At 45.8% G+C, this 19,285-nt stretch carries 16 protein-coding genes; 5 read left to right on the plus strand and 11 right to left on the minus strand.

Annotation, left to right across the window (positions count from 1 at the left end; translation table 11 throughout):
- Positions 1–107: 107 nt before the first annotated feature.
- Both KV201_RS18305 and KV201_RS18310 read right to left on the minus strand, forming a co-directional pair.
- The gene (locus KV201_RS18305; RefSeq protein WP_226060148.1) at positions 108–1,193 is read right to left on the minus strand and encodes a porin; all 1,086 of its coding nucleotides are present in this window, start codon (positions 1,191–1,193) and stop codon (positions 108–110) included.
- Between the two features lie 61 nt (positions 1,194–1,254).
- Positions 1,255–3,123 (minus strand): methyl-accepting chemotaxis protein, encoded by a 1,869-nt coding sequence (locus tag KV201_RS18310; protein ID WP_226060149.1) that lies wholly within the window; start codon positions 3,121–3,123, stop codon positions 1,255–1,257.
- 304 nt (positions 3,124–3,427) lie between these two features.
- Here KV201_RS18310 and KV201_RS18315 point away from each other — a divergent pair, with 304 nt between their 5' ends.
- Positions 3,428–4,810, plus strand: a complete 1,383-nt coding sequence (locus KV201_RS18315) for an MFS transporter (RefSeq protein ID WP_226060150.1) — start codon at positions 3,428–3,430, stop codon at positions 4,808–4,810.
- Positions 4,811–5,032: 222 nt separating this feature from the next.
- On the opposite strand, the gene crr is transcribed toward KV201_RS18315, so the two are convergent.
- The 5 genes from crr to KV201_RS18340 form a co-directional block, all read right to left on the minus strand.
- Positions 5,033–5,542, minus strand: coding sequence for a PTS glucose transporter subunit IIA (gene crr / locus KV201_RS18320; protein ID WP_006081821.1), 510 nt, complete (start codon positions 5,540–5,542; stop codon positions 5,033–5,035).
- Positions 5,543–5,613: 71 nt separating this feature from the next.
- Positions 5,614–7,317 carry a phosphoenolpyruvate--protein phosphotransferase gene (ptsP, locus tag KV201_RS18325; RefSeq protein WP_226060151.1) on the minus strand — a complete coding sequence of 568 codons (1,704 nt, stop codon included), beginning with the start codon at positions 7,315–7,317 and terminating at the stop codon, positions 5,614–5,616.
- A 203-nt stretch (positions 7,318–7,520) separates the two neighbouring features.
- Entirely contained in the window at positions 7,521–7,778 is a 258-nt protein-coding gene (locus KV201_RS18330; RefSeq protein WP_006081819.1) for an HPr family phosphocarrier protein, read from the minus strand.
- Positions 7,779–7,806: 28 nt separating this feature from the next.
- Complete coding sequence (locus KV201_RS18335; RefSeq protein ID WP_006086817.1) at positions 7,807–8,202, minus strand: ACT domain-containing protein; 396 nt, start codon at positions 8,200–8,202, stop codon at positions 7,807–7,809.
- 208 nt (positions 8,203–8,410) lie between these two features.
- Positions 8,411–10,048 carry a methyl-accepting chemotaxis protein gene (locus KV201_RS18340; RefSeq protein WP_226060152.1) on the minus strand — a complete coding sequence of 546 codons (1,638 nt, stop codon included), beginning with the start codon at positions 10,046–10,048 and terminating at the stop codon, positions 8,411–8,413.
- Between the two features lie 357 nt (positions 10,049–10,405).
- Between KV201_RS18340 and KV201_RS18345 the strand changes: the two genes are divergently transcribed.
- Positions 10,406–11,134 carry a DUF3334 family protein gene (locus tag KV201_RS18345; RefSeq protein WP_011846921.1) on the plus strand — a complete coding sequence of 243 codons (729 nt, stop codon included), beginning with the start codon at positions 10,406–10,408 and terminating at the stop codon, positions 11,132–11,134.
- A gap of 105 nt (positions 11,135–11,239) precedes the next feature.
- A complete protein-coding gene (locus tag KV201_RS18350) occupies positions 11,240–12,286 on the plus strand; it encodes a LacI family DNA-binding transcriptional regulator (protein WP_011846920.1) in 1,047 nt (348 codons plus the stop codon).
- A 158-nt stretch (positions 12,287–12,444) separates the two neighbouring features.
- Here the strand turns inward: KV201_RS18350 and KV201_RS18355 are convergent, their stop codons facing one another.
- Positions 12,445–13,071, minus strand: coding sequence for a PolC-type DNA polymerase III (locus KV201_RS18355; RefSeq protein WP_011846919.1), 627 nt, complete (start codon positions 13,069–13,071; stop codon positions 12,445–12,447).
- Positions 13,072–13,290: 219 nt separating this feature from the next.
- Here KV201_RS18355 and KV201_RS18360 point away from each other — a divergent pair, with 219 nt between their 5' ends.
- Positions 13,291–14,448 (plus strand): cupin domain-containing protein, encoded by a 1,158-nt coding sequence (locus tag KV201_RS18360; protein ID WP_011846918.1) that lies wholly within the window; start codon positions 13,291–13,293, stop codon positions 14,446–14,448.
- A 171-nt stretch (positions 14,449–14,619) separates the two neighbouring features.
- Here the strand turns inward: KV201_RS18360 and umuC are convergent, their stop codons facing one another.
- From umuC to KV201_RS18375, 3 genes are all read right to left on the minus strand, one after another.
- A complete protein-coding gene (gene umuC / locus KV201_RS18365) occupies positions 14,620–15,894 on the minus strand; it encodes a translesion error-prone DNA polymerase V subunit UmuC (protein WP_226060153.1) in 1,275 nt (424 codons plus the stop codon).
- Entirely contained in the window at positions 15,891–16,307 is a 417-nt protein-coding gene (gene umuD / locus KV201_RS18370; RefSeq protein ID WP_226060179.1) for a translesion error-prone DNA polymerase V autoproteolytic subunit, read from the minus strand. The genes umuC and umuD overlap by 4 nt, the downstream gene beginning before the upstream one ends.
- Before the next feature lie 289 nt (positions 16,308–16,596).
- On the minus strand, positions 16,597–17,988 hold the full coding sequence (locus KV201_RS18375; RefSeq protein ID WP_226060154.1) for an SLC13 family permease: 1,392 nt from the start codon (positions 17,986–17,988) through the stop codon (positions 16,597–16,599).
- An 80-nt stretch (positions 17,989–18,068) separates the two neighbouring features.
- Between KV201_RS18375 and KV201_RS18380 the strand changes: the two genes are divergently transcribed.
- The gene (locus tag KV201_RS18380) at positions 18,069–18,920 is read left to right on the plus strand and encodes a helix-turn-helix domain-containing protein (protein WP_226060155.1); all 852 of its coding nucleotides are present in this window, start codon (positions 18,069–18,071) and stop codon (positions 18,918–18,920) included.
- The last annotated feature ends 365 nt before the right edge of the window (positions 18,921–19,285 follow it).

Genomic DNA, 19,285 nt, shown 5'->3' on the forward strand with positions numbered 1-19,285 from the left:
TGACAAGCTAGCAAGAAATTACGCCAGTATGGTGTCACTGGCGTTTATGTTAATGTGGCTGCCGATGTATTGCTGAACAACATTTGTACAGCAAAGATCAACAGACCCTAGAACTCCCAATTTAAATCAAAATCATAGCGAATGCCTAAGGCGATAATAGTGTCATCTTTGCGTTGATCATTATTTTGTTGTAAGTATTCTAAATGTGTACGGACATTTGCCGCAATTTGCCATTCTAAGGTGAGGTTATAGCCATCATAATCCTGACTGCTAGTATCTTCTATCCCATCTTTAAACCAAAAATACCCTAATTTTAGCTTATAGGCGTTAGCAAAAGGGATAGCCAGTGCACTGTCAAAAGTACTACCAGTGCGGTTGACTGCAGTTTCAAACTCGTAATCTTTAGCCTGATAGCCAACAGCAGCATATATACCAGAGCTAAACTCATATGAGATAACCGCGCCTGTCAGTTGTTCTTTTCCAGTTCTATTCGCGTTGGCATAGACATCTTGTTGTAAATATGCGGCGCCTAAGTGTAATCCATTCTTGTCAAAACCGGCGCCGACATTAATAGTATCAGCGCCGCTGCCACCAGAGTTGCCATCAAAAATTGCAGAGGCCATTACAGTAACGGGTTTGAGTTTCAGTTCGTATATCAAAGCATTATTAACAAAGAATGGACTCTCTTGGTTGTAACCAAACGGGCTGTTTGCATTATTAAATATATCAATGTACTCAGCGACTAAAGTGTATTGCACTGGCCGTTGACGTCCAAAGGTTATCTGACCAAAGGGAGAGCCTATTCCGGCGAATGCGAGGCGCGCCTCACCGAATCGACCATTATCATCGAGGCGAATCTTCCATTCTCCTTGGGCAATAGCATGCCAATTTGGGGCAAACTCGGTATCAGCTTTGACCCCTAAACGAGAGAGGGCATCACCTATATCCCATACATCGTTTGCTTTGTCTTGGTATTCTAAGGTTGGACGCAGCGAGCCGTAGAGAGAAAAGTGGCTATTGCGTAAGGAGGATTGCATTGATGGACTGGTTTGTGCAGCTTTCGCTTGTTGCTCCAATTCCTTCACTCTTTGCTCTAGCTGCTGCAGTCGATCTGACTCTTCCGTTTCTTGGGCATTAGCCTGTAGCGGTATTTGAAGAATAGTGCCTAGTACGAACAATGCGATTCTGCTCATGATGAGTACCTTTATTAAGATTTCCACCGTAAGTCATGGATGAATCCATGACTTACTATACCTAAACAATGAATTTATTAAGGATGGTATCTTGCTCTTTGATGTGCTGAGTTTGCGTATGCATAGCCGTATTGGCATGAATCACAGTGTCTGATACTTGGACAGATAAATCTTTAATTCTAATGGTATTATTATTAATTTCTTCGGCAACTAAACTTTGTTCTTCGGCTGCAGAAGCAATCTGTAGATTCATATCGCTGATCTGCAATATTGCTTCACGAATTTTGTCTAACGCGGTATTCGCACCTTGGGCGAGTGTGACCGCATCTTTTGCATTATCTTTACTTTGACTCATGACCTCTGCAACAGCCCTTGCTCCTGTTTGGAGTTGCTCTATCATGTTACGGATTTGAGTTGTAGATTGTTGAGTCCTTTGGGCGAGGGTTCTGACTTCATCTGCGACCACAGCAAAACCACGACCAGAATCACCTGCTCTTGCTGCCTCAATGGCTGCGTTTAAGGCTAATAAATTCGTTTGATCTGCAATGTCATTGATGACTTTCAATATAGTGGCAATATTGTCTGTTGCTGACCCTAAGGTGTTTACTTCAGCGACAGCCATATCGATTTTTGATGACAGAGCGTTAATAGCATTTGTGGTATCACTGACGACTTTGGAACCCACATTTGTCGCTTCATCAGCCTCTTTTGCAGCGGATGACGCCCCTTGAGCATTACGGGCCACGTCTGAAGACGTGGTGGCCATTTCGTGCATCGCTGTCGCAAGTTGTTCTAATTCATGCATCTGCGAGTTCATGGCATTTGTCGATTGTTGTAACTCTAACGATGTCAACTCTGAGCTTTGGTGAATGAGCTGCCCAATTGACTTAGATTCAATAATCAGTTGTTGTAGGTTGGTCGTAAATGTATTAAATCCAATGGCTAAAGATGAGAATTCAGCATCTGTTTGTGTATTCAAGCGTTGGGTTAGATCGCCGTCTCCTGAGGCAACATCTTGAATCGCATCGTTTAAGATTTGTAATGGACGCATTAAACGGATAATCAAAAATAGTAGTACTGTGATACTGATGATTAAGGCAATAACGGAATAGAGAATAGAACTATTGCGTAGGTTTGTGACTGCAGCATAGGCTATATCTTCATCTAAGATAACGCCGACATACCAGTCCTCTCCTGAAACTCGAGAGAAATCTAAGGTATAATTTTTACCATCTATGGTGACTTTTTGTGGCTTCTCCGTCACTTCAACATGTGGCAAATAGTCGCTCATTGGCGTGCCATTTCGTTTTGACTCTGGGTGCGCGATTGTCGTGCCATCTCCAGAAATAATAAAGACATAGCCTGCATTAAAGAGTTTAACTTCATTGACGAGTTTGGCTAGACCAACGAGGCTGACATCGTAGAAAATAGCCCCAATGAACTCGCCATTATCTTTTACCGGTGTTGCAATTGAGACGAGAATTTCACCAGATGCTGAGTCAGCATAGGGCGCAGTGATAATCAGTTTATCGGATTTTTTTGCGTCTATGTACCAAGGACGAATTCGTGGGTTCCATCCAGCACCAGGGTCCCAGCTAGGGTTGTTATTTATGTTGCTACCATCTTTTTCGTAGCCGAATCCGACAAGTATAAAGGTGTTTTTAACAACTGGACGAGTAATAACAGAAGTAATATGTGTGGGGCTGAGATCTTGCTCCAATAGACTTGTCGTGTAAGCGGCCATTTGTTTACGGGATTCAATTTCCGATGAAACAGTATTTCTAACCCCATCGACAATTTCGGTAACACTGGCTTCAACCTGTGACTTCATTTCATTTTGAATTGAAGAGTATTGTTTGGATGTTAACAGCGTTACTGTGACTAAAAGTAATATAGAGGATGCAGCTACAATCTTATGACTAAATTTCATTGTTTTTCCTCTTGAATATCAAAAAGCTTTCTTAGAGGTATAGTCATCATTTCATTCTAAAACAAGTCGTCATATTTATTTTTTAGTTTTTGTGATCAACAAGTGTTTATGGTCCCATTTTAGGTTGTAATTTTTGTTAAATTGCTACCGCTGCAGTTGCTGTATTACTGGATGAATTATCTCTTGGTTACTCCATATCTCCTTTTACACTTGTTTAACTTAAGCTGCCTGTTATATATTGTTTTCTCATTAAAATCAGCTTGATATCTGGCGTTGACTCTAGCGCGATTTTTAAAGGATTAAAATGCACAGCGATGTTTCTTGGCAGCGATTTAAGCAATTTCCGCGCTTAATGTGGATATTTTTGTTTGGGTCTTTTATCACCCGTGGCAGTTATTACATGGTATGGCCATTTTTGGCCGTTATTTTATATGAGAAATTCGCGCTAAGTGCCACTGAGGTCGGCATGGTCTTGTCCAGCGCCGCGATTATTTCGGTATTTACGAGCTTTGTTGGTAGCTCATTGTCCGACAGAATAGGTCGTCATAAGCTGATGTACCTGACGGGCATCCTCTATATCATCTCGTTTTCGTTATTGGCTGAAGCCAATTCTGTCGAAGGGTATGTGGTTGTGATGACCCTTTGCTCTATGGCGACTTCATTATGGCGACCACTGACATCGGCGGCTATTGGCGACATCATTGCCGATCCTAAGACGCGCGAATTGGCGATGCAGTCGCTGTATTTCATCGTCAACGTGGGCTGCGCCGTTGGCCCTATGCTTGGGGTATGGCTTGGTCTTACGGGCAAGCAGTCCAGTTTCTACCTTACTGCAGTGGCCTTTGCCGTATTGTTAGCCTTGTTATATTGGGGATTTAACCATCAAACCCGTCAGGATGTTGCTTTGGCGGCTGGCGCCTCATCGAATGATAATTTAAGTGACGCTACGAGTGGCACTGAAAGTGATGGTGCAAGTGACGGTGAAAATGACATGACAAGTGATGGTGTTAATCGTGGCGTGAATGGCTTATCGAGTGATACTGAGGCTAGCACGAAAAAAGCGGCAGTCGTGAGCCGTAAGCAAATTGTCGCCATTCTATTGCAAGATAAACTGCTGCAATGTTTAATTTTCGCCAATATTTTATGTATGTTCATTTATGCCCAAATGGACAGTTCGTTAATCCAATATCTCACTCGGGCTGGTGCGCCTGATTTGCTGACGTTAATCTCTGGCATGATTTTCACTAATGCTATGGTGATTATCTCAACTCAATTTTTGCTATTGAAACTCATGGCCCGTTTTCCGCTCGTCAAACGGATTCAAATCGGATTGCTGTTACTGATCTGCTCACAAATCTGGCTGGCATTTAATCCGCTGGATCTATTTTGGGGTTGGATAGGCGCAATTGTGGTGATGAGCGTCGCCGAGACGATTTTGTTCCCCACTATGAATGTGCATATCGACCGCTTAGCCCCTGATCATCTTCGGGGTGCTTACTTTGGCGCCGCCTCATTCTATGACTTAGGCTTTGCGCTCGCGCCCCTTGGCGGCGGTATTATATTGGATCATTTTGGCGGTCAGTGGCTGTTTTTGACGGGCGCCGCACTCTCGGTATTGGTGATTTATCTGTACAGTATTTTAGATAGACTACCGCGACCCGATTTTGCCATGTTTAAAGCGGATTAGTGTACTAGAGCTATGTATCAGTTCGTTGCAGCTAACGTGATGGCTGAGCGTGAAAACGACCGAAATGGATTGTTCTAAATGCTGTGTATCGAGACTGCTACAGCTTGGCGAATTCAAATACCGTGTGAAGGCTCGGTTTTCAAAAACATAAAAGGCTGACTCATGATTATGAGCCAGCCTTTTGTTATTCAAAACACAACCGATGCATGTTAAACGGTTAAATTAGAGCTGTACCGTAAAGATCACGTCTTTACCTGCGGTGACACTGCCTTGGGCCTTGTCTAGGTATTTGACGTCTTCCATGTTTGCCAGCACGACTGGGGTGAGTAGGCTGTCGACTTGGTCTTTAAGATAATCAATATCGAAAGACAAAATCGGATCGCCGACTTTCACTTCTTGGCCTTCTTGGGCTAAACGTTTAAAACCTTTGCCCCTCAGCTCGACTGTGCCGACGCCAAAGTGCACAAATAATTCTAAACCTTGGGGAGACTCAATGCTGAAGGCATGATTTGTCTCAAAAATCTTTCCGATGGTGCCGTCGATAGGCGCAAGAATTAATTCGCCTTTTGGGGCGATAGCAATGCCATCACCGACAATCTTCTCAGCAAAAACCACATCGGGGACTTTTTCAATAGCGACGATATCGCCGGAAACGGGGGCATATACCATGATACCGCCAGCTAACTGAGTCTGACCCGATACCAAGCGCCTTATTCGGCTTAAAAATCCCATAATCTAGAGCCTCTTTTGCTTGTTTTTGTCATTGTTTTTGTTCTGTAATGCAGCATAACGAATAAATGTCTCTATTTATAGCTTGTTATACACTGCTGTAGACCTGCAATTCTATCTTGTTGTAATGCAGTGTGCGCCAGCGCCGAAAATTGTTGGATGTTGCCTTGGCAAATGGCAGCTTTGACTTCTAACAGTGAGCTTAAGTTAACACTGAGTTCGTCCAGCCCCATGCCGATTAACAGCGGTGCAATTTGTGGTGAACTGGCCAGTTCGCCGCACAGCGACACTTTCACATTGGCTGCTTTTGCTTGGACTATTGTCATGTTAATTAACGCTAAAATGGCAGGCGAAAGGGACGGATAGTCGCGGGTAAGCTGCGGGTTGGTCCTATCGGCTGCCATTGCATATTGGGTTAAATCATTGGTGCCAATGCTGACAAAGTCGAGTCGTGGCAACATAGCATTGAGGTTGAATACCGCCGCGGGGGTTTCGACAACGATACCGTAGCTGAGTTCACCGTAGCCTTTCTCTTCTTCTTCCAAGGCATCTTGGCACTGGGCAATCAGTGCAAACACTTCATCTAATTCTTCTACTTGATTAACCATAGGGAACATCAAGCGGATTGGGCCGTGGTTTGCGGCGCGCAAAATAGCCCTCAATTGGGTTTTAAATAAGTCGGGGTGTGCCAAGGTATAGCGAATACCGCGTAGCCCTAAGGCGGGATTATCTTCTATTTCTTGGCACAGGCAAGGCAGTTCTTTGTCGGCACCGATATCTAAGGTACGGATGGTAAAGGTTTTACCGCCTAGGGCGTGCAATGCATCGCAATATAAGCTGTATTGGGCTTTTTCATCGGGCAGGGTGCTGACGTTCATCAGCATAAATTCAGTGCGAAACAAACCTATACCATCGGCGCCAACATCGCTGACATGGGTGATGTCGTTGAGATTACCCACGTTAGCCATAAGCCCCACGATATGGCCATCTTGGGTTTGCGCTGGGCCATCTTTGTAGGTTTGCAGCGCCGCCCGTCTTGCCTGTTCGTGGTGAAAGGTGACGGTAAGTCTTGCCTGTTGATCTGGATTGGGATTAACGCAAAGCTCACCATTGAGCGCATCGAGTACTAAGGGCGTACCGTTGGGGATCGAATCGGCATCAAACTGACAACTTAAGATGGCTGGAATGCCGGCAGCTCGGGCTAAAATCGCCGTATGACTGGTTAAACCGCCAGTTTTGAGCACAATACCGCAGAGGTTTTCCCTCGGCAATAAGGCAAATTCGGCGGGGGTTAAATCTTGCGCCAACAAGATGGTGGGTCTGTCGAGTTTTTCGAGCCCTTGGTTTAAATGACCATTGATCGCGGCGACAACGCGTTGGCCTAAACAGCGTACATCTTGGGCTCGATTGGCTAAATAGGGATCATCTAGGGATTGCAGCTCGTTGGCTTGATGGGCAAATATGCGTTCAACCGCCACACTTGCCGACAGTTGTAAGGTACGAATCGCATCGTTCACTTGCTCGATTAATTCATCGTCTTCCAATAACAATAAATCGGCTTCGATCAGTTGATAATTTTCTGAATCACTATCGAGCGCAGCTTGGCTGTGGGTTAATTGTGCCTGCAGCTCTTGCAAGGCTTTGGCAAACTTGCCCTGTTGTTGGGGAATTTTCGACAGGGGAATAGGACGATAATCGAGGTGGTGTTCGGTGTGAATAAGGTGAAGTGCCTGACCAAAGGCAATTCCCGATGACACTATAATCCCCGTTATTGACATATCCCTTCCTAAATTAACCACTGAACTGAGTGCCCGTTAGCGCTAGCGAGTCTAGTTGAGTGGCGTTGAGTTTGTAAAGCGTTGGCATGTAAACTATTGGCACGTACAGAATCCATTTCAACTTATCCCTCGTCGGTAGGCCCTACATGTAGGCACTTAGATATTAGTGCGCTAATCAGTGCACTAGTAAATAGGATAAAGGCCTAGCTTAGCGTGATCAGCAGCTCGGAGACTTTCTCAACCGCGGCTTGTGCCTGTTCACCTTCGGCAAACACTCTTACCGTGACGCCAGAATATAGCCCTAAAGTTTGTAGCTTAAACAGACTCTTAGCGCTGGCTTGCTTACCATTACATTCGACCATGACATCGCAGTCAAAGGTTTTGGCTTCTTTAACCAGTAAAGCTGCAGGGCGGGTGTGAATCCCATGTTTGGCGGTAATGGTGACAGATTTTTCGTACATAGTGGATGAGCTCATATTTAATGGGGTATTACACTTCGTCTTTCGATTCTATGATGTGGTAGCCCTGTTTTTTCAAGGCGGCGATGGCACTTTTGAGGCGATTATTTTTCACGAGGATGTAATCGGTATCAAAGGTGGAAATCGCAAAAATACTGATTTGTTCGTCCGCTAAGGTGCCAGACACTTTAGATAAAATGCCTGTCATCGAGAATCCGAGTGGCCCGAGCACTTCAAAACAACACCAGCCCGGTTCTTGCTCTAGGCTGTCGAGTTGCATCTCACTGGAAATGACTAAAGATAAACCTTCTTGGGTTTTACCAATGAAATACATGTCCTGTGCAAAAACCTCACTGGGCAATACGGCATTCGGGCTAAAGCTATGAATAGTGTACTGTTCAGGGTGAACGGCTAAGGTCATTCGCATGGCAGTGTCTCGGTTGGATTTTTAAGGCTAAAGCATACCGCATATCAAACGTTAGCGTGACAGAGAATTTGTGGTTAATGGGATTTTTTCGTTGAAATTCATTGTTGGTGAGCTAGCGGTTAACAAGCGTTACCAGAAGGTTTACCCGAAGAAAAGGGCGCCCTATGGCGCCCCAGTCGACAAGTCATGCTGTTCTCATACACTTTAGTTAGATTTTAAACTGGCCTAAGGTGCGTGACATGTCTTGGCTAATGTCTTGCAGTGACTGAGCCGCATGACTGTTGCTCTCGTTGGCTTTGACTGAGACTTCAGTTAATTCCGAAATATTACAAATATTTCGATTAATCTCTTCGGTCACCAGTGATTGCTCTTCAGTGGCACTGGCTAATTGGGTGTTCATGTCACTGATATGGGCAATCAATTGCAGAATCGCTGCCATGGCTTTACCGGCTTCGTGGGCTTGGGCTTGCAGCTCATCGGATTGCAGCTGAGTTTGATTGTTGCTCTTCATTACTGAGCCGACACCAGATTGGATCTCGCTAATGATTTTTTGGATCTCATTGGTCGAGTCTTGGGTGCGAGTGGCGAGTGCGCGGACTTCATCGGCAACTACAGCAAAACCGCGGCCATGGGTCCCCGCTCGCGCAGCTTCAATGGCGGCATTAAGGGCGAGCAAGTTGGTCTGCTCAGCAATGCTGCGGATCACATCGAGAATGCTACCGATTTGCTGTGAGGCGACGCCCAGTTTTTGGGTAATAACTTCAGAGGCTTTTAATTCTGCCACCAGCTTTTCAGTGTTGCTGACCGTGTTGTCAATCACCACTTGGCTTTGCTGCGCCTGTTCTTTTACGCTGTTCGCCGCATCGGCCGCTTGCTGAGTGTTGCTCGCCATTTCATGGGTGGTCGAGAGCATTTGATTGACAGCGGTGGCAACGCTGCCCGTTTCTCTGTGGATATGCTCAGCACTTTGATTGGACTCTTCAACTGCAATCATGAGCTGTTTTGCGTCTGTGTCTAACGCTTGGCCTAAGGGCTGTAAATGGCCGACCATGTCGCCAATTTTTTGTGCAAACATGTTAAAGGCGCGGGCAAGGTGGGCAATTTCATCTTTACCTTGGGCATTAATCCGCTGACTTAAGTCGCCTTCGCCTTGGGCAATATCTTCAAGGGCATCAATAGCATCATTCAATGGCGAGGTGATGGAATGATTAAGCACAAGGAAGAAGGCAAAAATCGGCACTGAAATCAAAAACATGATAATCAGGTAATCGATAATAACTGACTTTAAACTCGCTTTAACGTCACTGAGATAAGCACCTGTCATCACTGTCCAGCCCCATTGTGGGTAGTAACGGGCTTCGGCGAGCTTATCTTCGATAGCGCGAGTCATAGGATCGGCTATGGGGTATTCGAGGGTGGTTTTAGATTTAGCCCGCACCAATGGCAGCATAGTGGCCAATGGATTAGTGCCATTGGGTAATTTAAATGTTAATGCTGAGGTACCAACAAGACTTGCATTGTCACCGTGGGCGAGGATTTGATTATTATCATCAATAACAATGAAATAGCCTGAGCCAGAATAGCGAGTCTGATTGATTAACTCAGCGGCAGCTTTCTTGGCGTCTTCTTCGCTGTATTTACCTTTGAGCGCATCCTGACGATGTATATCTATCACGCTTAACATGCTTGCGAGTTGACCGTCTATCTGTAGCCATTTCTGCTCAATTAAATTGCTGTACTGCTCCTTAATCGAAAAACTGGCAAAACACACAGTCCCTATCGCGGCCATAAGAAGCATCATCATTAAGCGTTGCAAGATGGTAAATCGGCGCAAAAACGTGATCATTGGGGTTTCTCAAAGGCTAATAATTGTTGCTTAATATACCTGCGAATCAATCTCAATTGAATCATCTGTGACATAAATTCAGTAAAAGCCGTTATAAAATATAAGTTTCTTTGATCTAAAGCAGGAAATGATGATAGGGAATTTTAATCTGTTGCACTATGGGGCATGTTCTTATTAAGTTATGCAGTTTTTTAAGTCGTTGCACGTTGCAGGTTTTATCTGACCTATTAAATATCAATAAGTTAGCGTTATGTTAACTTTACGGCCTTGCTAAATTAGGCTAATCAATTGTTTTAATTTTGATTTTTTACGCTTTTACGCGCAAGATTAATGCATTATTCAGTTTGAGAATCGATTATGACCACAAATACTATCGTAACGTCGGATGATATTTTACTGAAGTTATGTCACTCAGTCGCCCACGTACTCTCTAGCACCAGTGCCAGTAATGTTACCCACGCAGGTATGGTACAAAGTATCGCGCGCACGCGTCTAAAACCCGATCTCGGTTGTTTCTCGATTTTTGATGGTGGTTTTTCGGGCCTAGTCGTCATTAACTTTTCATCTTCGGCGGCGATTGAAATCTACCGTCGCTACATGCTGAACATGGGTATGCCTGAATCTGAGTTGGCGTTTTCGCATACGTCAGATGAAGTGAGTAACGTGATGGGTGAGTTGATGAACCAAATTTTAGGGGATTTTATTAATAAAATTTCAAAAGAATTGCAAACGTCAATCAGCCAAAGTCAGCCAAAAATGTTGACGATTAATAAAGAGTTAACTATTTCAATCGATGCTAACTTAGATGATGCGGTCGCCCGTAGAGTGTCGTTTAGAACTGAAAATAATCATATTTTCTACCTCGAATTTGCCATGGATAAAACTGAGTTCATTCGTTTAGATGAATTTGTTTACGATGAAGAATTCGACCCCGACAGCCTGTTAGAGCAGCACAGTACGATAGGCAGTAATAAGGACTCAACGTCGAATGTTTCGCCTTGGGTGAAGATGGCCGACAAACCCGCCATTGCGACTCGCGCCATTGATAATGACGCCGATGATTTGCTCGATCAGCTTGGCATTTAAGCAGAAAATCTAAGTGTAAGACGGATGTTAACGCATTCGTCTATACAAGTTAGCGGAACTGTTTTAGTATCGACGCAAAATAATCACTAAGGTAACCTCCTCTCTATGGCATCGAAAGCGACCTCGATTGATATTGCTTATCGTGCTGGCGTATCCCAGTCTACGGTTTCCCGTGCCCTTAGAAACAGTCCGTTAGTCAATTTAGAGACCCGTCAACGTATTCAAGCCATTGCTAAAGAGCTGAATTACAAGGTTGATAAAAACGCCAGTAATCTTCGCACCCAAAATAGCCATACCTTAGCGCTGTTATTGTGTGAAGACCCCACCAATGATGACTCCTTAATCAATCCCTTTTTTTTGTCTATGCTAGGTTCCATTACCCGAGCAACGGCGCAGCAGGGTTATGATTTACTCGTTTCTTTTCAGCAATTATCCAGTGATTGGCACGCCGATTATGAAGACAGCAATAAAGCCGATGGCATTATTCTGCTCGGTTATGGCGACTATATGGATTACGAGCAAAAGCTGGAGCGACTGTTAGCGCAGAATACCCATTTTGTGATTTGGGGCGCCGAGCATAACAATAAGTCTGTGTTGTCGATTGGCTGTGATAATCATCAAGGCGGCTTGATTGCGACAGAGCATTTGATTTCCCTTGGCCGCAACGCTTTTGCCTTTTTAGGTGATGCTTCGAGCCACAGCCCTGAGTTTAGGGACAGATATTTAGGCCATGTGAAGGCGCTGCAAACGGCGAATATCCCGGTTGATCGCACTAAGCAAGTGTCGGCCATCAGCACCGAAAGTTCAGGCTACGATGCCGCTATGGTGTTGATTGCCCAAGGCGCTAAGTTTGATGCGATATTTGCGGCCAGCGATTTGATTGCCATCGGCGCGATTCGGGCGTTGAAAGAAAAGGGCATTTCAGTCCCAGAGCAAGTGGCTGTAGTCGGATATGACGATATTCCGGTGGCGAGTTTTGCCAATCCGCCATTAACGACTATTAAGCAGAACACCCAATTAGCCGGTGAGATCTTAGTCGACAGTGTACTCAAACTTATCCGCGGACAAGAGGTGAGTGCGCAGCTTATTCCTACAACCTTAGTGGTTCGCAGCTCCTGCGGCATTGATAGCGCGCCGCTTAAGCCGCTATAGATGGCTATTATCGCTAGGCGTTCGTAGCTCTAGCATACTGCTATTTGTTGGCAACCGATTGAATAGTTAAATCGTACCTATTGAAACAAAAAGCTGATAATCCTTGGATTTATCGGCTTTTTGCTTTTTGATACCTCTTAGCTGCGTTGCTTTTTAGATCACTTGACGGCGTATTGGCGTAAAAACTTCGGCACCTCTGCTTTGGTTTTCTTCGCTAATTTTTGCAGTAACTCAAAGGTCGGTGAGCAGAGTCCAAACTCTTGCTGAAGGTCTGCCAGCATAGCCAGCCACAAATGGCCGGTCATTTCGGCATCGGCTAAGGCGCGGTGAAAAGTGCCATCGGTTGGTAACTGTTTATAGCGCACTAAAGTACCTAACTGATGATTGGGTGCCGCTTGATACAAACGTCTCGCCACCAGCAAGGAACAGCCAAATTGCCCAAGATAACGATGGCGAATTTGGGCAAACTCCGCATCTAAAAAGCGCTGATCGAACGCCGCATTGTGGGCAACTAAATTGTGATCGGCGATAAAATCCGCAAAACGCGCCATCACTTCATTGCAGGGCGCCGCGTCCCTGAGCATTTGATTGCTGATCCCAGTGTAGTCTTCAATAAAGCGACTTATTCTAAATCCTGGGTTCATTAACTCAGAAAATCTTTGGGTGATCACGCCGTCTTCAATCAGCACAGCCCCGATTTCAATCGCGCGATCCCCTTGATTGGGCGACAGCCCCGTGGTTTCAAAGTCGAGCACGACCAAAGTGTTAGCAGCTGATGTAGGCATAGATCTTACATGGACTCAATAAATGATGTGTCAGCATTAGCGCTGTTTGTGGCGAAATGCTTTTTGATAAGCCGATTGTAATTCAATACGTTAGTAAATTCACTATCACATTGATGCTGACAAAAGACTTAATGCTTTGTTGATCCGGTCGAGCTTTCTTGGTTTCGCTTCCTGTTAGCATTTGCTGCTATGAATAACAGTTTGGTTTGTGAGCAACCCATGCAACTCGATATTAACGGCTTAACGCCCGCGCAATTTCTAGCAGAGTATTGGCAGAAAAAACCCTTGGTGATCCGCCAAGGATTCAAGCATTTTCAAGATTTAGTTTCGCCCGAAGAATTAGCTGGCTTAGCCATGGATGAGCTGGTGGAATCTCGGCGGGTGTACCAACAAGCTGGCCAATGGCAGGCGGAATTTGGTCCCTTTGATTCCTACGATCATCTCGGTGAACGGGATTGGACTCTGATCGTCCAAGCTTTGAATAACTGGGTGCCCGATGCGGAAGCCTTGATCCAATGCTTCGATTTTATTCCGCGCTGGCGTTTAGATGATGTGATGGTGAGTTTTGCGACGCCTGGCGGTGGCGTGGGGCCGCATATCGATCTGTATGATGTGTTTATTTGCCAAGGCTCCGGACGTCGCCGTTGGCGTGTGGGCGATCTGGGGCCGCACAAAGAGTTTGCCGCCCATCCCGCTTTGCTGCACACCGAAGCCTTTGACCCGATTATCGATACTGAGTTGTTGCCTGGCGACATCCTTTATATTCCCCCTGGATTCCCCCATGACGGCATAACCTTAGAGCAGTCTTTGAGTTTCTCTGTGGGTTATCGCACCGCCTCTGCCAAAGATATGATAAGTGCTTTGGCCGATCATTTGTCTGAACAGGATTTAGGCGCACAGCAGATTTCAGATCCAGACCGCGAGCTGACCACCCGCAGTGGTTGTGTCGATAATGGCGATTTAGCGCGGTTACGCACCCAACTGACCAATATGCTGACCGATGAACTGGTGAGCGAGTTTTCGGGCCGCTATTTAACTCAGTCAAAATGCGCCTTAGATTTACCCGATGAGCCATTGGACATCACGCAAGACGAAGTGCTCGCTTGGCTCGATGAGCAGCCGCTTATTCGCCTCGGCGGGCTGCGCTGTTTGTATTTTGATATTAATGTGGCACAGGGCGTTGTCTATATTAATGGTGATAAGTATCAGCTTTCAGCCGAATTGGCCGCAGTGATCCCATTACTATGTGATAGCAATCAGTTAGATAAAGCCGCCTTAGCCCCTTGGTTAGCCCATGCTGATTTGCTCACGCAACTTACCGAGTGGGTGAATCTAGGCTACTGGTACTTTGAAGATCTCAGCGATGAAGAGTGTTAAGGCGGAATGAGCCAAAGCTTGATGGGTGTTAATGCCACTTTAGCGTTAACACCCAACGGGGCTTAGCGGTATATGTTTTTTAGATCTAGATGGGTTTTAGTGTTATATGGATTTTAGCGTTAGGTGGGGTCTGTAATTCGCAGGCGGTCATTTAGCCATTGGATTTGTTGATTATTTCACTATGGGCAATTGTGCCCATTGGGTGGTGTAACGAGGAGAAAGGTGCTCACGCTTCATTCCCCAAGTCGGGTCAATACCTTGCCCTGCAAACCATATTTTTCCATGACCGCTGTGGTTCACTTTATCGAGTAATTGCATCAACTCCTTGCTTTTAGGCCTAGGCGTGACGTCATCGAATAATCCGAGCTGAAACACGCCTGTACCAAAAAAATCCCCTAACATGACACCGGCCTTTGCATAGGCATGACCTTCACGCCAAATGCGTTGCAGTAGGCTTTGGCCAAGGGTGACAAAATCCCGCGTATCATTGCTGGGGCGAACTAAACTGCCCGACAGTGATTTGCTGTACTGGGGAGTTGCATCGCTAAAAGGGCTAGTACGCACAAATACTGACATCGCTTTAGCGTACTGGCGCTCGGAGCGCAGTTTTTCACAGGCTCTAAAAGTGTATTCATTGATTGCCTGTTGCATCGCTTCTAAATTATCAATACGGCTGCCAAAGGATCGGGAGCTGATAATTTGTTGCTTAGTGGCGGCGACCTCTTGTATGTCATCACAGGCAATGCCGTTAAGTTCGCGTACCGTGCGCTCAACGGTGACAGAAAAGGTGTCGCGGATAAGCTTTGGATGCGCATCCGCCAATTGCAACGCGGTATTTATACCCATGATGTTCAAGCGTTTTGTAAGCCTACGGCCTATTCCCCAGACTTCGTCGACAGGGATAAGCGCCATCAGCCGTCGTTGGCGTTCACGGTCGCGCAAGTCAACCACGCCCCGCGTCGCGGGATAACGTTTCGCGGCATGGTTTGCCAGTTTAGCGAGGGTTTTTGTCGGTCCAATGCCGACGCAAACACTGATCCCAATCCACTGCGGTATCCGTTGATAAATATCTAAGGCAAGCTGATGAATATCAATGCATTTATCGAGACGAGAAAGGTCTAAAAACGCTTCATCAATACTATACACTTCTACTTTCGGTACCATTTGCTCTAAGGTGGTCATGACTCTATTTGATATGTCGGCATAGAGTGCATAGTTGGAGGAGAATACCGCGACGTGATGCTGGCGGAGTTGGTTTGCGATTTGATACACAGGCACCGCCATCTTGATGCCAAGTTGTTTTGCCTCTGCCGAGCGGGCGACGACGCAGCCATCGTTATTGGATAACACTACAATCGGCCTGCCAGCTAAATCTGGCCTAAACATCCGCTCACAGGATGCATAAAAATTATTGCAATCGACGAGGGCGAATAGTGAGGGCGTCATTTGAGCTTTTTCACCACGTTGGTCACCACCCCAAAGATGTTTAACTCAGACTCATCATTGATGGCAATCGGGGAGAATAAGGCATTACGTGGCAGCAATTGCACCACAGGGCGCAGTTGTAATTGCTTTACGGTAAACTCACCGTTCACCGCTGCGACAACGGTATCCCCGTGGGCCGGCTGTAATGAGCGATCCACCACCAAAATATCACCGGAGAAAATCCCCGCGTCGATCATCGAATCCCCTTGGACTTTGACAAAAAACGTGGCGGCGGGGTGCTTGATGCATAACTCATTGAGATCTAATGTTTGTTCTACATAGTCTTGGGCTGGTGACGGAAATCCTGCGGCAATCAAGGAGCTAAATAGCGAGAGCCGATATTGGGTATGTTTGGCGAAGCGGCCTAGGATCATCATAATAAATCACAATATACTGTACGTATGAACAGTATAGTCTAACAATGAAACTTATCGAAATAATTTATGTGGGGACAGTTGTGTTATCGACCCAAACGCAAAGTCGAACTTGTTTTAAGCTGTGTGCTGATCGTATGCGCTGTCGAGCGATGAGTGTCGAGGTGCTGGGCAATTGATGATGCCTGCTCTAAAGTACCCTTGGCGGCATGAATACCGCCAAGGGTGAGTGTTTCGTCAATTTAATTTAGTTAACGCATTTTAGTTAGCCCACTTTAGTTAACGCAATTTAGTTAATCCAACCGAGCCATAGCCACCATAGATAATCCAGTGGGATAAGTGCAATTAGAGTGATTGCCGCCAGCGGTAAGGTGATGTTAAGTAGTTTGCTTAAGGGCTCTTGGGATAATTGCATCGCCAAAATCAACGGGGCAACCTGATAAGGAAAAATCACGGTTGAGAAACCGATCACCTGCGTCATTAATACCGCTGGGGTGGAGAAGCCAGTTGCATTGGCAAAATCTGCCGCCATGGGGGACAACACTGTCGGCACACCTGGAACCGTTGCCACTAATCCCGTCAGCGTCCCCATCAGCGACAACGACATGAAATTCAGGAACCATGCCCCTTGCTGCAATGGTAGCCATTCACTGAACAATTGGCCTAGCGCAGTGCCAAGTCCAGATTGATTGACCAATGCTCCCAGACCTAAGGCCGCTGCGACAAAAATGACGGTCGCAAAATCCACCGAACTATTAAAACTCTTAGGCTCAAGCACTCCCCATTTGGGGAGCAATAACAAGATAGCTGTGGTCAGTCCAACCCATGCCGGATTGATCCCATGCAGTGAGTCTGTCACCCAAAACAGCAACGTTATCGCAAGTAATACTGTGACTTTCTTTTGCATACCAAGGTTATAAGCTTCTGTTTCAATAATGCGTTCAGGCCGATTTTCATCTATTTTTGCAGGAAATAGGAAGACGACTAGCACCACAATCAATATTGATTTGAGCAAACCAAGGATCGGAAAATGCAGTAAGAGATACTCGGTATAACCAAAGTGGATATTGAATAGATTCTCGCTGGAACCCGCCAATATCATATTGGGAATATTCGCGGGCAACACGGCAAAACTGGGCATGTTACACGCCAGTGCCAAGGCGGTCGCAATGCCTATCCGCCCATGACTACCACGAGCAAAACCGACTTGCTCAGCTAACGCCATACCAATTGGCACCATGACCACCGCACGGCCAACGGATGAGGGCATCACAAAGCCAAGCAGCACGGCACTAAAGACCAAACCCGCAATCAAGCGTGGATAACTTGAGGTCAGTATGGGGGCAATCAAACTGGCCATTCTGCGACTTAAACCAGACTGAGTGATGGCACTGCCAATCACAAACCCTGAAATGATTAACCACACCGCAGTCGAGCCGAATCCTGAAAAAAGTACACTCGGCTCAATGAGTTTGAAAATGGTGGCAAGGGTAAAAAATATTAACCCCGCCATAAAGGGCGGGAAAAAACCTGTGCTCCAAAACATCAAGGTCACTAATACTACGCCAGCGCTGTAGGAAAACACCGCGGGATGCTGACTCCGCGGAAAAAGTGCAAGTAAAGTAGCGATCAACAGTGCACTGAAAAACGCTAGCGGTTTAACGCCAATAAAACGTTTCATGTTTACCGACCTATTGGGTTGAATACGTAAAAGATGCCAACTAAGATAACTGACTTGGTCTGGCGTTTTAAGAGGGTAATATGTCAAAACCTGTTCCTAAAGCGACATTGTTAACGCCCAGTGACGTGGCGTTTATCACAGATGCCAATCGACCTGTACTGACCCATACTCGCAATATGGCGGCGGAAGCGGGCATTGAGCCTCATTCACATCCGCGGGGGCAGCTACTTTGGGCCGCCAAAGGCTTGTTACGTGTCCGCAGTGAAAATGCCGTCTGGGTGGTACCTTCAACCCATGCGGTGTGGATCCCCTGTAATTTGCCCCATCAAGTGAACTGCGAAACCCACGCCCACACTCGCAATATCTATATTGATCCTAGCTATGATGTTAGGTCACAGGATACAAAAGTGGTGATGGTGACGATGACAGCGCTGATGCGCGAACTGGTGCTCAAACTTTGTGAGAGTTCACATCTTATGAACAGTGGACAACTGCATCGGCTGGGTTTGGTCGCCATTGATGAGCTCGAAACTCTGGACAGCCTAGATGCCCATTTACCCGCGGGCTCAGATCCAAGACTCAGCCGCTTGATCCAAAAGTTGATCCGGCACCCAACAGTGAATTACACCCTGACCGAGTTAGCCGAAATGGGCGGCGCGAGTGTGAGAACGATTGAGCGACTATTCAAAGCTGAAACTGGGCTCACTTATCGACAATGGCGGCAAAGGTTTCGTCTATTAAACTCGCTTGAAAGCTTAAGCCAAGGAGAGAGCACGACTAGGGTGGCACATAGTCTAGGTTATCTGAGCGTCAGCAGTTTCAGTGCAGCTTTTAAAATGCAATTTGGTTGCACGCCGCAAGATTATCCGCAGCATAAGCCGATGAAAAGCAAGGTGAATCGGTTTTCTGACCCCGTGACGGGTAACAACTAAAACAATGTATGATCGATTGTGGCCTTTGCATTCAAGGCATTACGAATGCTGAGTTCCGATTTTTCTAAAGTGATGTTAAAGCTAACGATTTGGAATGGCTAATGGTCAGTTGCTGATATAAAAATATGATGACGTTATTTTGGTGATGTGCTTGATGTAACCTTTTGATAAAGCATGAATGGAACAGCATTGGAATAACATGAGTCGGATAGGTCACAGCCAGATAGAAAAAAGGCTAGAACAACATTTGTGAGTTGTTCTAGCCCTTAATTTATTAAAGCTAAAGCATCGTTAAGCTCATGCGCTGTTTTAGCGTGTTATTTCAGCACACTTTCCAATGCGCTATTTCAAAACACTATTTCAAT

This window comes from Shewanella sp. SR1, assembly GCF_020447145.1.
Taxonomy (GTDB): Bacteria; Pseudomonadota; Gammaproteobacteria; order Enterobacterales; family Shewanellaceae; genus Shewanella; species Shewanella baltica.

Excerpts from the sequence above, each read along its gene's own strand:
- KV201_RS18330 (WP_006081819.1), bottom strand. The coding sequence starts at position 7,778 with ATGTACGAAAAATCTGTCACCATTACCGCCAAACATGGGATTCACACC.
- umuD (WP_226060179.1), bottom strand. The coding sequence starts at position 16,307 with ATGATCCTAGGCCGCTTCGCCAAACATACCCAATATCGGCTCTCGCTA.
- KV201_RS18310 (WP_226060149.1), bottom strand. The coding sequence starts at position 3,123 with ATGAAATTTAGTCATAAGATTGTAGCTGCATCCTCTATATTACTTTTA.
- KV201_RS18340 (WP_226060152.1), bottom strand. The coding sequence starts at position 10,048 with ATGATCACGTTTTTGCGCCGATTTACCATCTTGCAACGCTTAATGATG.
- KV201_RS18350 (WP_011846920.1), top strand. The coding sequence starts at position 11,240 with ATGGCATCGAAAGCGACCTCGATTGATATTGCTTATCGTGCTGGCGTA.
- umuC (WP_226060153.1), bottom strand. The coding sequence starts at position 15,894 with ATGACGCCCTCACTATTCGCCCTCGTCGATTGCAATAATTTTTATGCA.
- ptsP (WP_226060151.1), bottom strand. The coding sequence starts at position 7,317 with ATGTCAATAACGGGGATTATAGTGTCATCGGGAATTGCCTTTGGTCAG.
- KV201_RS18355 (WP_011846919.1), bottom strand. The coding sequence starts at position 13,071 with ATGCCTACATCAGCTGCTAACACTTTGGTCGTGCTCGACTTTGAAACC.
- KV201_RS18345 (WP_011846921.1), top strand. The coding sequence starts at position 10,406 with ATGACCACAAATACTATCGTAACGTCGGATGATATTTTACTGAAGTTA.
- crr (WP_006081821.1), bottom strand. The coding sequence starts at position 5,542 with ATGGGATTTTTAAGCCGAATAAGGCGCTTGGTATCGGGTCAGACTCAG.
- KV201_RS18360 (WP_011846918.1), top strand. The coding sequence starts at position 13,291 with ATGCAACTCGATATTAACGGCTTAACGCCCGCGCAATTTCTAGCAGAG.
- KV201_RS18375 (WP_226060154.1), bottom strand. The coding sequence starts at position 17,988 with ATGAAACGTTTTATTGGCGTTAAACCGCTAGCGTTTTTCAGTGCACTG.
- KV201_RS18380 (WP_226060155.1), top strand. The coding sequence starts at position 18,069 with ATGTCAAAACCTGTTCCTAAAGCGACATTGTTAACGCCCAGTGACGTG.
- KV201_RS18335 (WP_006086817.1), bottom strand. The coding sequence starts at position 8,202 with ATGCGAATGACCTTAGCCGTTCACCCTGAACAGTACACTATTCATAGC.
- KV201_RS18305 (WP_226060148.1), bottom strand. The coding sequence starts at position 1,193 with ATGAGCAGAATCGCATTGTTCGTACTAGGCACTATTCTTCAAATACCG.
- KV201_RS18315 (WP_226060150.1), top strand. The coding sequence starts at position 3,428 with ATGCACAGCGATGTTTCTTGGCAGCGATTTAAGCAATTTCCGCGCTTA.